Below are 13,183 nucleotides of genomic sequence, written 5' to 3'. Positions count from 1 at the left end.
ACCCCCTTCTGGTGTGAGCATCCGTTCTGGATTCCAGAAGCTAGTGGGGGGCCTTATTGGAGGGTTATCGCCGCGCGCCGGGCTCCCCGGGCACCGTGATATCCGCTGCCGACGCGCCGTCAGACGGGCAGGCCCGTCGGCTCCTTGATGCGCTTCATGATGATCTGGGAGTTGACCTCGGTGACCCCGGACAGGGCCGTCAGCCGCTCGATCCACAGCCGCTCGTACGCGCGCAGGTCCGCCACCGCGATGCGCAGCAGGCAGCCGGGGCTGCCGAACAGCCGGTAGGCCTCGATGACGTCGGGGATGTCCTGGAGGGCGGCCTCGAAGGACTCGACGGCCTCCCGGTCCCGGCGGACCTCGACGGACACCAGCACCTCGAAACCGCGCCCCACCGCCTCGGGGTCGATCACCGCGCGGTAGCCCTGGATCACCCCGTCCTGCTCCAACTGGCGCACGCGGCGCATACAGGGGGAGGGGGTCAGGCCGACCCGCTGGGCCAGCTCCTGATTGCTGAGGCGTCCGTCGCGTTGAAGCTCGCGCAAGATTTCGTGGTCGATGGCGTCCATGACGCAATTATCACCCAAGGAATGCGAGTCGATCGGCCTCAATACGCAATCGCATTGCGCGTAGATCTCACTATCATTGCCGTCTACAGAAAACCTGTACGAGACGCGAACGCACATCGAGGAAGGCGGCCAGGCCATGGGACGCATCGTCGTCATCAGCACCGGCGGAACCATAGCCAGCCGGTGGAAGGGCTCCGGCTTCGCCGCCGAGGCCGACGGCCGCGAGGTCATGGCCACCGCCCCGCTGCCCGAGGGCGTCAGCGTCGAGGTCGTCGACCTGTTCAGCGTGAACAGCCCCCGCCTCACCACCGCCCACCAGCTCACCCTCCTGCGCACCGTCCACGAGGTGCTCGCCGACCCGGACGTGGACGGCATCGTCGTCACCCACGGCACCGACACCCTGGAGGAGTCGGCCTTCCTCGTCGACCTGCACCACCACGACGCGCGCAGCGTCGTCTTCACCGGCTCCCAGCTGCCCATGGGCTCCGCCGAGGGCGACGGTCCCGGCAACCTCTACGACGCCCTCCTCACCGCCGCCACCACCCGCGGCCTCGGCGTCCTGATCGCCTTCGCGGGCCGGGTCCACGCCGCCCGCGGCACCGTCAAGACCCAGGCCGTGGCCCTGGACGCGTTCGCCGACCCCTCCAGGGAACTCCTCGGCAAGGTCGGCTTCGGCAAGGTCACCGTCCTGCGCGAGCCGGTGCGCCCGGCCCCGCTCGCGCTGCCGGCGATGCCGGAGCTGCCGCCGCGCGTGGACATGGTGATGCACCACGCCGACGGGGACCCGGTCCTGCTGAACGCCGCCGTCGCGGCGGGCGCCCGGGGCATCGTCCTCGTCGGCACCGGCGCCGGCAACGCCACCCCGGAGATCGTGGACGCGGTGAGCGCCGCCATCGCCCGCGGGGTGCTGGTCGCGCTGACCACCCGGGTCGCCGCCGGGCCCGTCACCGAGATCTACACGCACGGCGGGGCCGTCGACCTCGTCGCCGCCGGAGCCGTCCCCACCGGCACCCTCCGCGCGGGCCAGGCGCGCATCGCGGTCCTCTCCGCCCTCCTGGCCTCCCCGGCCCCGGCCGAACAGTCCCGCGTCCTGCGCGACCTGCTCGGCTCGGCGGGCTCGCGCCTGATCGACGCGTAACGAACCACCGGGGCCCTCGCCGGCACGCTTAGCCCGGCGAGGCCATGTGGCCCCGCCGGGCACATCAGGCGCCGGGGCGCATTTCCAGCCCCGCCGGCGTTTGAGGCGCGGGGTCCGGGGCGGAGCCCCGGCAGCGGACCCGCACCCGAAGCGCCTGCCGACCCGGAGGGCCAGCCGCACCCCGAGGGGGGCCCCGCCGGGGCCGTCAGGCGTGGCGGAACGCCGCCAGGAGGCGGTCCGCCGCCGTCGTGGCGGTGACGGTACCCGCCCGCACCCCGGCCTCCAGCCCCGGCGCCAGCTCCCGCACGGCGGGATCCGCCCGCAGCCGCTCCAGCAGCTCGTCACGGACCATCGACCAGGTCCACTCGACCTGCTGCGCGGCCCGCTTCGCCGCCAGCCGGCCGCCCGCCTCCAGCAGCACCCGGTGCTGCTCCAGCCGGTTCCAGACCTCGTCCAGCCCCGCCGACTCCCGCGCACTGCACGTCAGCACCGGCGGCGTCCACGCCGCGTCCGCCGGGTGCATCAGCCGCAGCGCCCCCGCCAGCTCCCGCGCCGCCGCCTTCGCGTCACGCTCGTGCGGACCGTCCGCCTTGTTCACCGCCAGCACGTCCGCCAGCTCCAGGACGCCCTTCTTGATGCCCTGCAACTGGTCTCCCGTACGCGCCAGCGACAGCAGCAGGAACGAGTCCACCATCCCGGCCACCGTGGTCTCCGACTGGCCCACGCCCACCGTCTCGACGAGGACCACGTCGTACCCGGCCGCCTCCATCACGATCATCGACTCGCGCGTCGCCCGCGCCACCCCGCCCAGCGTCCCCGCCGAGGGGGACGGCCGTACGAAGGCCGCCGGGTCGACGGCGAGCCGCTCCATCCGCGTCTTGTCGCCGAGGATGGAGCCGCCCGTACGGGTCGAGGACGGGTCCACGGCGAGCACCGCCACCCGGTGACCCAGCCCGGTCAGCATCGTGCCGAACGCGTCGATGAAGGTGGACTTGCCCACCCCGGGCACCCCGCTGATGCCGATCCGGCGCGCCCGGCCCGCGTGCGGGAGGAGCTCGGTCAGCAGCCGCTGGGCCAGGACCCGGTGGTCCGCCCGGGTGGACTCGACGAGGGTGATCGCACGGGCGACGTACGCCCGCTTCCCGTCGAGCACACCCTTCACGTACACCTCGATGTCGATCTTCGGGGGCATCCGCGCGGCGCCTACAGCCCGTGACCGAGGTCGGCGGCCAGCCGCGTCACCAGGTCGTGGGCCGCGTCCGGGATCACCGTGCCGGGCGGGAAGACCGCCGTGGCCCCCATCTCCAGCAGCGTGGGCACGTCGGCCGGCGGGATCACCCCGCCCACCACGATCATGATGTCCTCGCGGCCCTCCTCCGCCAGCTGCTCGCGCAGCGCCGGTACGAGGGTCAGGTGACCGGCCGCCAGCGACGAGACGCCCACCACGTGGACGTCCGCCTCGACGGCCTGGCGGGCCACCTCCGCCGGGGTCTGGAACAGCGGGCCGACGTCCACGTCGAAGCCCAGGTCGGCGAAGGCCGTGGCGATCACCTTCTGGCCGCGGTCGTGCCCGTCCTGGCCCATCTTGGCGACCAGGATGCGCGGACGGCGGCCCTCCGCCTCCTCGAACCGGTCGACGAGGGCCCGGGTGCGCTCCACGGACGGCGACTCCCCTGCTTCGTTGCGGTACACACCCGAGATCGTACGGATCTGGCTCGCGTGCCGCCCGTACACCTTCTCCAGGGCGTCCGAGATCTCTCCGACCGTGGCCTTGGCGCGGGCCGCGTCCACCGCCAGCGCGAGCAGGTTGCCCTCCCCGCTGCCGGCCGCGTGCGTCAGCGCCCGCAGGGTGTTCTGCGTGTGCGCCTCGTCGCGCTCCTCGCGCAGCCGCCGCAGCTTGGCGATCTGCTGCGCGCGCACCGAGGAGTTGTCGACCTTCAGCACGTCGATCTGCTCGTCGGTCTCCACCCGGTACTTGTTCACGCCGATCACCGGCTGGCGGCCGGAGTCGATCCGCGCCTGCGTACGGGCGGCCGCCTCCTCCACCCGCAGCTTGGGGATGCCCGCGTCGATGGCCTGCGCCATGCCGCCGGCCGCCTCGACCTCCTCGATGTGCTGCCAGGCCCGCCGCGCCAGGTCGTAGGTCAGCCGCTCCACGTACGCGCTGCCGCCCCACGGGTCGATCGACCGGCAGGTGCCCGACTCCTGCTGGAGCAGCAGCTGGGTGTTGCGGGCGATGCGCGCCGAGAAGTCCGTCGGCAGGGCCAGCGCCTCGTCGAGGGCGTTGGTGTGCAGCGACTGGGTGTGCCCCTGCGTCGCCGCCATCGCCTCGATGCAGGTGCGCGTCACGTTGTTGAAGACGTCCTGCGCGGTCAGCGACCAGCCGGAGGTCTGCGAATGGGTGCGCAGCGACAGCGACTTGGCGTTCTTCGGGTCGAACTGCTTGACCAGCCGCGCCCACAGCAGGCGGGCCGCGCGCAGCTTCGCGACCTCCATGAAGAAGTTCATGCCGATCGCCCAGAAGAACGACAGCCGCGGCGCGAACGCGTCCACGTCCAGCCCCACGGCCTGCCCGGCCCGCAGGTACTCCACCCCGTCCGCCAGGGTGTACGCCAGCTCCAGGTCGGCCGTCGCCCCGGCCTCCTGGATGTGGTAGCCGGAGATCGAGATGGAGTTGTACCGCGGCATCTTCTGCGAGGTGAAGGCGAAGATGTCGGAGATGATCCGCATCGACGGCTTCGGCGGATAGATGTAGGTGTTGCGGACCATGAACTCCTTGAGGATGTCGTTCTGGATGGTCCCGGCGAGCTTGTCGGGGGAGACGCCCTGCTCCTCCGCCGCCACGATGTAGAGGGCGAGGACCGGCAGGACCGCGCCGTTCATCGTCATCGACACCGACATCTTGTCCAGCGGGATCCCGTCGAACAGCTGGCGCATGTCGTAGATCGAGTCGATCGCCACGCCCGCCATGCCGACGTCACCCGTCACCCGCGGGTGGTCGCTGTCGTAGCCGCGGTGCGTCGGCAGGTCGAAGGCCACCGACAGGCCCTTCTGGCCCGAGGCGAGGTTGCGCCGGTAGAAGGCGTTCGACTCCTCCGCCGTGGAGAAGCCGGCGTACTGCCGGATCGTCCAGGGCTGGTTGACGTACATCGTCGGGTACGGGCCGCGCAGGTACGGGGCCACGCCCGGGTACGTCGCGAGGAAGTCCAGGCCCTCCAGGTCCCGGCCGGTGTACAGCGGCTTCACGCCGATGCCCTCGGGGGTCTCCCACAGCAGGTCGCCGGCGGCGGTTCCGGTGGACTCCTTCACCGCCGCGCGCCACTGGTCCTCGGTGACCGCCGAGGAGGCGGCGCCGAGGGCGAGTTCGGAGAAATCGGGGATGCTCACAGCGCGACTCCCATCCGGTCGAGTACGGAGGACAGCACGGCGACCGCGTCGCAGCCGGCGAAGACGTACGCGTCCACGTCCTGCTCGTGGGTACCGGGCTTGCCCGCGAGGAACACCGTCGTCGCGCCCGCCCCGCGCAGGGCGGCCGCCACCGCGGCGGCCTGCTCCTCGTACAGCGCGTCGCTGGAGCAGAGCACCGCCACGCCGTCCGCGCCGCTCGCCGCGTACGCCGCGGCGGCCGTGTCCGGGCCCACCGACACCGGGTCGTGGACCGGTTCGACGCCGCCCGCCTGGAACAGGTTCGAGGCGAAGGTGGCGCGGGCGGTGTGCGCCGCCGCCGGACCCAGCGCCGCGAGGAAGATCCTCGGCCGGGCGCCCGTGGCGGCCAGGTGCGCGTCACTGCGGGCGCGCAGGGCCTCGTACGCCTCGTCGCGCCGCACCCGCGGCAGTCCGCCGGCCGGGCGCTCGGGCGCCGGTTCGCGGACGACGGGCTTCTCCGACAGCAGCGGGAACTCGCTGACGCCGGTGATCGGTTCGCGGCGCGTGGCCAGCTTCTTCGAGCGCGCGGCCCAGGTGGCGGCGAGCCGCTCCGCGACCAGGCCCGAGCGCAGCGCGGCGGCCAGGCCGCCCGCCCGCTCCACGGTCTGGAAGAACTCCCAGGCGGCCTGAGCCAGTTCCTCGGTGAGCCGCTCCACGTAGTACGAGCCGCCGGCCGGGTCGATCACCCGGGCCAGGTGCGACTCCTCCACCAGCACGGTGGAGGTGTTGCGGGCGATCCGGCGGGCGAAGGCGTCGGGCAGGCCCAGCTCGCTGTCGAAGGGCAGCACGGTGACGGAGTCCGCGCCCCCCACACCCGCCGCCATGCAGGCCACGGTGGTGCGCAGCATGTTCACCCACGGGTCGCGCCGGGTCATCATCACCGGCGAGGTCACCGCGTGCTGCCGCTGGGCGCCCGCCGCCGGGGCCCCGCAGGCCTCGGCGATCCGGGCCCACAGCCGCCGGGCGGCGCGCAGCTTGGCGATGGTCAGGAACTGGTCGGCGGTCGCCGCGTAACGGAACTCCAGCTGCCCGAGGGCGGCTTCGGTGCCGAGACCGGCCCCGGTCAGCTCCCGCAGGTAGGCCACCCCGGTGGCCAGGGACAGCCCCAGCTCCTCGGCGGCCGAGCCGCCCGCCTCGTGGTACGGCAGGGCGTCGACGGTCAGGGCCCGCACGCCCGGCCAGGAGGCGGCCGCCTCGCGGGCCAGCGCGGCGGCGGGCGCCGGGTCCAGGGCCTCACCCGTACGGGCCTCGTGGCCCAGCGGGTCGGCGCCGAGGAAGGCCCGGGCGTCGGCGGGGGCCACCTCGCGCTCGGCGTACAGGGCGAACAGCGCCCGCGCGGCGTCCTCGTACGCGGCGCCGGCGTCGAGGACGACGGGCGCGAGGTCGAGGTAGACGCCCTCCAGCGCCCGGCCGAGGCCGTCGGCCGGCAGTCCGCCCGGGCCGACGGTCAGCCACAGGGAGGTGGTGCCGTTCTCCAGGTCGGCGAGGGCCGCCTCGTTGACCCGTACCGGATCACTGCCCGCGAACCGCTGGCGCACGTCCCAGCCGGACCCGCCCGCACCCTCGGCGCTGCCGCCGCGCACGAACGGCGCGAAGCCCGGGAAGCCGGTGTCGGGGCCGTCCCCGTCGGGGCGTGCCGTGTACAGCGGGCGGGTGATGAGCCCGTCCTCTAGCTTGGTGGACAGGGCTGCTTCCGCCGCCTCGCCGGAGATTTCCTTGCCGGACTTGCGCAGGACGCCCTCTACGAGGCGTTGCCACTGCTCATGTGTCGCGTCAGGAAATTCGGCGGCCAGGGAGAGCCCGTCGTCAGGCAGGACCGTCATGGCTCGCATGCTAGGGGGGCCCGCTCAGCCGAGACCATAACCGCCGGATGTGATCTCGCACTCCCAGGTCAGCCCACCGGTCCCCGGAACGCCGCTCCCGGCCCGGCCACCGCCGCCGCGGCCTGCGGGGCGGCGATCCGGGCCGGTGCCACCCAGGTGCGGATCCCGCCGGAACAACCGTCGTGCGGCACGCTCGACGCTTCGGTGACGAACGGGCAGCTGTGCGGCGGCCCGCACCGCGCCCCGGGTGTGCACCCGGCGCGACAGCTGGTCCGCGCGGGGGCCCCCGGGGCGATGCCGCGCCGCACCTTTCCGGTGCCGGGCGAGGTGCCGGAGGCGGGCGCCCGCAGGCGGCCCGTACGTCCGCGCGCGGGGGGCGTGGAGCCGGGGCCCGGTGGACCGCCCCCTCGACGCCGGGTACGTCGTCGACTCACGTTGCCGGCACGCTGCCGATGATCAGGTGCGTCAGAGAGTGCGGCGTGTCCCCGTACCGCGGTGGGTGCCGCTGGAGCGGGGACGGTCCGGAGGGCCGGCGCGGCGGCGGCCGCGCGGGCCGCGAGCCCGGTGGGCGCGTCGGGCGGTCTGCGGTGCGGCAGCCGCCGTGGTCAGCCGCCGTGATCAGCCCCGTGGGCCTCGCGGGGGCACCGCAGGGGCCGGGCGTGGCGAGGGCGTTGCGGGGGCGTGAAATCCAGCCACGGTTTTCGGCCGCCGGTCGGGGGAGAACGCGCAGGTCAGTGGCGGTCTGGTGGGTATGCGGCGGGGTACGGGCCGGGGGTTGACCCCGGGCGGGGGCGCTGACAGGCTCCGAGCCATGACCGCGAACGTCCATCCCGCCCCGCGGCTCCGCACCCCCGGCCCCCGCACCGCGCCGGGCCGGTGTCCGGGCCGCTGTCCGGCCCCCTGTCACCTCTGACCGATCCCGCGTGAACACGGCCTGAGTCCGCGCCCAGAGGCTCGCGGGCCGGTCCCGGAACCGCACTTTGTTCCCGGTGCCCGTTCCGGGACCGGCCGCCGGAACCCCGGCAGGAACCCGCGCCCGGACCGTTCACCGCCCGCTCTCCACCGCCGCGCCGGACCCGTACCCGCCCCCACACCCCGGGGCGCGGCTCGACCCGGTGGCCGGGGGAACGCCCCGATGCGGGGCGCGTCCCGGCCGTCGGTCCCGGAGGCACGGCGCCGGTCGCGGTGGGTGGGGTACGACCTGGTTCGGGTCTCCGCTTCTCGCCGCCCGGGCCCGGGCTCCGGTTCGCGGCCGGGCCCGGCCGGTGGCCCGGGAACGCCTGGTTCGGGCCGGATCCTGGAGCCCGGGTCCGTTTCTCGCCCCTCGGAACCGGACTCCGGTCGTCGCCCGGCTCGCCCGGTGGGCGGGTACGACCAGGTGCGGGTTCGTTCCGTGCCCCCGGTTCCCCGTACCGCGATCCGGAGCCCGGTCCCGGCCGACGGGCGGCGGTACGACCCGGTGCGGGCTCGTCCAGGCCGCCCGGGCCCCTGACCGCGGTCCGGCCCCGGTGCGCGAGGCGCGGTCCGGTTCGGGCCCGTTCCCCGACACCGGTACCCCGGTCCGTGGTTCGGGGTAGGCCCGTTCCCCGACACCCGTACCCCGGTCCGTGGTTCGGGGTAGGCCCGATCCCCGACGCCGGTACCCCGGGCAGCCGCCCGGGGCTCCCGGACCCGGCCCGTTCCTCAGCGCCGGCCCGCGGGCCGGCCCCCGCACCCGCGGAGCACCCCGTAGGCGCGGTTCTTCCGCAGCGAAACAAACACCACCCACCCCACCCCAGGAGCCATCATGACCACCGCACCCACCACCACCCGCACCACCGTCACCCGCCTCGGCGGCCGCATCGGGGCCGAGATCGGCGGCGTGCGGCTCGGCGGCGGCCTCGCCCCCGAGACCGTCGCCGAGATCCGCACCGCGCTCCTCGCCCACAAGGTCGTCTTCTTCCGCGGCCAGGACCACCTCGACGAGGCCGGCCACGAAGCCTTCGCCCGTCTCCTCGGCACCCCCGTCGCCCACCCCACCGTCCCCTCCGCCGACGGCCGCTACGCCCTCGGCATCGACTCCCACCACGGCGCCCGCGCCAACCAGTGGCACACCGACGTCACCTTCGTCCCCGCCTACCCGGCCTTCTCCATCCTTCGCGCCGTCACCCTCCCGCCGTACGGCGGGAACACCCTCTGGGCCAACACCGCCACCGCCTACTCCCACCTCCCCGAGCCGCTCCGCGCCCTCGCCGACGGCCTGCGCGCCGTCCACTCCAACGCGTACGACTACGCCGCCCTGCGGCCCGCCGCCCTGCCCGAGGCGCTCGCCCAGTACCGCGAGGTGTTCACCTCCACCGAGTTCCTCACCGAGCACCCGGTGGTCCGCGTCCACCCCGAGACCGGCGAACGCGCCCTGCTCCTCGGCAACTTCGTCCAGCGCGTCAGCGGACTCACCGGCCGCGACTCGCGGACCCTCGTGGACCTCTTCCAGGCCCACATCGAGAGCCCCGAGAACACCGTCCGCTGGCAGTGGCGGACCGGTGACGTCGCGATCTGGGACAACCGCGCCACCCAGCACTACGGCGTCGACGACTCCGACGACCACGAGCGCACCCTGCGCCGCGTCACCGTCGACGGCGATGTCCCGGTCGGCCCCGACGGCACGCCCTCCCGCCTGATCAGCCCGGAGGCCGTCCCGGCTCCGTCCTTCGGCATCCCCTCGGGTGCCTCGGCTCCGACCCCCGTGCCCCTCACCCCCTGACCCCGACAGCCGCCGCCACGCCCCGAGGAGCCCCCGTGCCCAAGCTGCTCGCCCTCACCGGCAGCCCCTCCACCCACTCCCGCACCGCCGTCGTCGCGGACCACGTGCTGCGCCGCCTCGCCCACTCCGGGTTCGAGACCGCCCACCTCGCCGTACGCGACCTCCCCGCAGCCGACCTCCTCGCCGCCCGCCGGGGCGAGCCGGAGATCCGCCGAGCCCTCGAAGCCGTCGCCGGCGCCGACGGCCTGGTCATCGCGACCCCGGTCTACAAGGCCTCGTACACCGGCCTGCTCAAAGCCTTCCTCGACCTGCTCCCACAGGACGGCCTGGCCGGCAAAACGGTTCTCCCCCTCGCCACCGGTGGCAGCCTCGCCCACGTCCTGACCATCGACTACGCCCTGCGCCCGGTCCTCGCCGCCCTCGGCGCCCGGCACGTCACCGCCGGCCGCTTCGTCCTGGACTCCTGCGTCGAGCGCGGCTCCGGACCCGACCGGCTGCGCCCCGAGGCGGAACTGGACCTCTTCCAGGCCGTCGACGAGTTCTCCGGGGCCCTGCGCACCGCCGCCGGGACGGCCGCCCTCACCCCCGCCCCCTGACCCCGCGCCCCCACCACCCCGCACACAGCGACAAGGACCCGCCATGCCCGCAGCCCCCGCCCCCGCCCTCCGCTCCCGGCGCCAGTTCCTCACCCTGCTCGGCATCTCGGCGACCGCGGTGAGCTGCGGCACGGCCACCGCCACCGGCGGGTCCGCCGCCGTCCCCGGCCGGCAGGTCACCACCCTGAAGTACCAGGGCGCGGTCGGGGCCGTCACCCCGCCCGAACTCGCCGCCGACCTCGGCTTCCTCGGCGGCCTCACCCTGGACTGGGTCGGCAACACCATCAGCGGCCCGCAGGACATCCAGTCCGCCGCGACCGGCCAGACCCACTTCGGCGGTGCCTTCAACGGCGCCGTGGTCAAACTCGTCGCCGCCAAGGCCCCGGTCAGGTCCGTGATCTCGTACTACGGCTCCGACAAGGACACCAACCTCGGGTACTACGTCCTGGAGGACAGCCCGATCCGCTCCGCCCGCGACCTCATCGGCAAGAAGGTCGGCATGAACACCCTGGGCGCCCACGCCCAGGCCCTCCTGGAGATCTACCTGAGCCGCAACGGCCTCTCCCGGGCCGAATCCGACAAGGTCGAGGCCCTCGTCGTGCCGCCCGTCAACACCGAACAGGCCCTGCGGCAAAAGCAGATCGAGGTCGGCGTGCTCAGCGGGGTGCTGCGCGACAAGGCCGTGGCGGCCGGCGGCATCCGCCCGCTGTTCAGCGACTTCGACCTGCTGGGCGCCTTCAGCGGTGGCACGTACGTGATGACCGAGCGCTTCATCAAGGAGAACCCGGACACCGTACGGACCTTCGTCACGGGCGTCGGCAAGGCACTCGACTGGTCCCGCACCACGCCCCGCGAGGAGGTCGTCGCCCGCCTCACCCGGATCGTCGGCGGGCGCGGGCGCAACGAGGACACCTCCGCGCTGAAGTACTGGCGTTCGTACGGGGTCGCGGCGCCCGCCGGCCGGATCGAGGAGAAGGAGTTCCGGCTCTGGATCGACTGGCTGGCCGACCGCGGCGAGATCAAGAAGGGGCGGCTGCGCGCCGCCGACCTGTTCACCAACGCGTTCAACGGCACCGGAAAGGGCTGAGTCGGCATGGCCAAGATCGTGTTCGAGTCGGTCACCAAGACCTTCCCGACGAAGGACCGCGGACGCACCCGCGACTTCACCGCCCTCGACGGCATCGACCTGGAGATCGGCGCGGGCGAGTTCGTGGCCGTCGTGGGCCCCAGCGGCTGCGGCAAGTCCACCCTGCTGGACCTGCTCGGCGGCCTCACCCGACCCACCTCCGGCCGCATCCTGCTCGACGGCCGGCCGGTCACCGGGCCGGGCCTGGACCGGGGCATCGTCTTCCAGCAGTACGCCCTGCTGCCGTGGCGCACCGCGCTCGGCAACGTCGCCTTCGGCCTGGAGGCGACCGGCGTACCGCGCCGTCAACGCGCGGCCAGGGCCCGCGAGTTCCTGGACCTGGTCGGCCTTACGGGCTTCGAAGACCGCCACCCGCACGAGCTCTCCGGCGGCATGCGCCAGCGCGTCGCCATCGCCCGCTCCCTCGCGTACGACCCGGACGTCCTGCTGATGGACGAACCGTTCGCCGCGCTCGACGCGCAGACCCGCGAGTCCCTCCAGGACGAGCTGCGCCGCATCTGGCAGCGCACCGGCAAGACCGTCGTCTTCATCACGCACGGCATCGAGGAGGCCGTGTACCTCGGCCAGAAGGTGGCCGTCATCACCTCCCGCCCGGGGCGGGTCAAGGAGGTCGTCCCGGTCTCCTTCGGCGACCGGGCCGCCGGCGCCACGGGCGAGGACCTGCGCTCCAGCCCGGAGTTCGCCCGCCACCGCCACGAGATCTGGGCCCTGCTCCACGACGAGGTGGCCCGCGCCCAGCGCCTGGAGAAGGAAGAGGCCACCGCATGAGCACCGGAATCCACGCCCCCGCCCCTGTTACGCAGACCCCCGCGAGCGGTCCCGTACGCGAGAGCGCCCACCCGGCGGCGGCGGCGGACCGGCCCGCCCCCGCCCGCCTTCCCGCGGACGAGGCCCCGCACCCAGCCCGGACGGCGGCCGCCACGGCGCTGCGCCGGCTGCGGGCCGGGCTGCTGCGCTCGGCGGCGGTCCTGCTGCTGTTCGCGCTCTGGGAGACCGCGCCCCGGGCCGGGCTGGTCGACGCCACCTTCCTGCCGCCCGTCAGCGAGGTGGCCCGCGCCTGGTGGGAGCTGCTCGGTGACGGCGAGCTCTGGGAGCACACCCGGGCCAGCCTGACCCGCTCCTTGGGGGGGTTCGCCATCGCGGTGGTGGTCGCCGTCCCGCTGGGCCTGCTGATCGGCTGGTACCGGCCCGTCGCGGCGTTCCTCGGCCCGCTGCTGGAGCTCTTCCGCAACACCGCGGCCCTCGCGCTGCTGCCGGTCTTCGTCCTGCTGCTCGGCATCGGGGAGACCTCGAAGGTGTCCATCGTGGTCTACGCCTGCGTCTGGCCGATCCTGCTGAACACCATCAGCGCGGTCGGGAACGCCGACCCGACGCTGGTGCGGCTGGCCCGCTCGATGGACCTGTCGACACCGCGGCTCTTCCAGAAGGTGATCCTGCCGTCGTCGGTCCCGGCGGTCTTCACGGGGATCCGGCTCGCCGGCGCCGTGTCGATCCTCGTCCTCGTGGCCGCCGAGATGATCGGCGCCAAGGCGGGGCTCGGCTACCTGATCAACGCCTCGCAGTTCAACTTCGCCATCCCGCAGATGTACGCCGGGATCCTCACCATCTCCGCGATCGGCGTGGCCTTCAACCAGATCCTGGTCGCGATCGAACGCCGCCTCAGCCTCTGGCGCCTCCCCACCGCCTGACCAGCGGCCCGGGAGCACGCCCACCCGCCCCCCCGCGGAGCGCCCTCCGCGTC

Annotated in this window: 10 protein-coding genes; 6 read left to right on the top strand and 4 right to left on the bottom strand. The window is 74.0% G+C overall.

Going from position 1 to position 13,183, the window contains the following annotated elements:
• Positions 1–119 precede the first annotated feature (119 nt).
• A complete protein-coding gene (locus ACZ6ZT_RS12685; RefSeq protein WP_351815078.1) occupies positions 120–569 on the bottom strand; it encodes an Lrp/AsnC family transcriptional regulator in 450 nt (149 codons plus the stop codon).
• 136 nt (positions 570–705) lie between these two features.
• Here ACZ6ZT_RS12685 and ACZ6ZT_RS12680 point away from each other — a divergent pair, with 136 nt between their 5' ends.
• Positions 706–1,707 (top strand): asparaginase, encoded by a 1,002-nt coding sequence (locus ACZ6ZT_RS12680; RefSeq protein ID WP_469718664.1) that lies wholly within the window; start codon positions 706–708, stop codon positions 1,705–1,707.
• Between the two features lie 205 nt (positions 1,708–1,912).
• Here the strand turns inward: ACZ6ZT_RS12680 and meaB are convergent, their stop codons facing one another.
• The 3 genes from meaB to ACZ6ZT_RS12665 are packed head-to-tail and all read right to left on the bottom strand — an operon-like array spanning position 1,913 to position 6,956.
• Positions 1,913–2,899 carry a methylmalonyl Co-A mutase-associated GTPase MeaB gene (gene meaB, locus ACZ6ZT_RS12675; protein ID WP_469718662.1) on the bottom strand — a complete coding sequence of 329 codons (987 nt, stop codon included), beginning with the start codon at positions 2,897–2,899 and terminating at the stop codon, positions 1,913–1,915.
• Between the two features lie 11 nt (positions 2,900–2,910).
• Positions 2,911–5,094, bottom strand: a complete 2,184-nt coding sequence (gene scpA / locus ACZ6ZT_RS12670) for a methylmalonyl-CoA mutase (RefSeq protein WP_469718660.1) — start codon at positions 5,092–5,094, stop codon at positions 2,911–2,913.
• On the bottom strand, positions 5,091–6,956 hold the full coding sequence (locus ACZ6ZT_RS12665) for a methylmalonyl-CoA mutase family protein (protein WP_469718658.1): 1,866 nt from the start codon (positions 6,954–6,956) through the stop codon (positions 5,091–5,093). Before ACZ6ZT_RS12665 ends, scpA begins: the two co-directional genes overlap by 4 nt.
• Positions 6,957–8,742: 1,786 nt before the next feature.
• On the opposite strand from ACZ6ZT_RS12665, the gene ACZ6ZT_RS12660 reads away from it, so the two are divergent.
• Genes ACZ6ZT_RS12660 through ACZ6ZT_RS12640 form a run of 5 tightly spaced genes read left to right on the top strand, consistent with a single transcriptional unit; the run spans position 8,743 to position 13,130 of the window.
• A complete protein-coding gene (locus ACZ6ZT_RS12660; protein ID WP_469718656.1) occupies positions 8,743–9,699 on the top strand; it encodes a TauD/TfdA dioxygenase family protein in 957 nt (318 codons plus the stop codon).
• Between the two features lie 35 nt (positions 9,700–9,734).
• The gene (gene ssuE, locus ACZ6ZT_RS12655) at positions 9,735–10,295 is read left to right on the top strand and encodes an NADPH-dependent FMN reductase (protein ID WP_469718654.1); all 561 of its coding nucleotides are present in this window, start codon (positions 9,735–9,737) and stop codon (positions 10,293–10,295) included.
• 43 nt (positions 10,296–10,338) lie between these two features.
• Positions 10,339–11,382: an ABC transporter substrate-binding protein gene (locus ACZ6ZT_RS12650; RefSeq protein WP_469718652.1), complete on the top strand. Its 1,044-nt coding sequence runs from the start codon at positions 10,339–10,341 to the stop codon at positions 11,380–11,382.
• Between the two features lie 6 nt (positions 11,383–11,388).
• Complete coding sequence (locus ACZ6ZT_RS12645; protein WP_469718649.1) at positions 11,389–12,210, top strand: ABC transporter ATP-binding protein; 822 nt, start codon at positions 11,389–11,391, stop codon at positions 12,208–12,210.
• A complete protein-coding gene (locus ACZ6ZT_RS12640; RefSeq protein WP_469718647.1) occupies positions 12,207–13,130 on the top strand; it encodes an ABC transporter permease in 924 nt (307 codons plus the stop codon). Before ACZ6ZT_RS12645 ends, ACZ6ZT_RS12640 begins: the two co-directional genes overlap by 4 nt.
• Positions 13,131–13,183: the final 53 nt, after the last annotated feature.

The sequence above is a fragment of the Streptomyces sp. NPDC102258 genome, from assembly GCF_055584685.1.
Note: the sequence above shows the minus strand (reverse complement) of the source record. Positions and strands in the feature narration are given on the sequence as shown.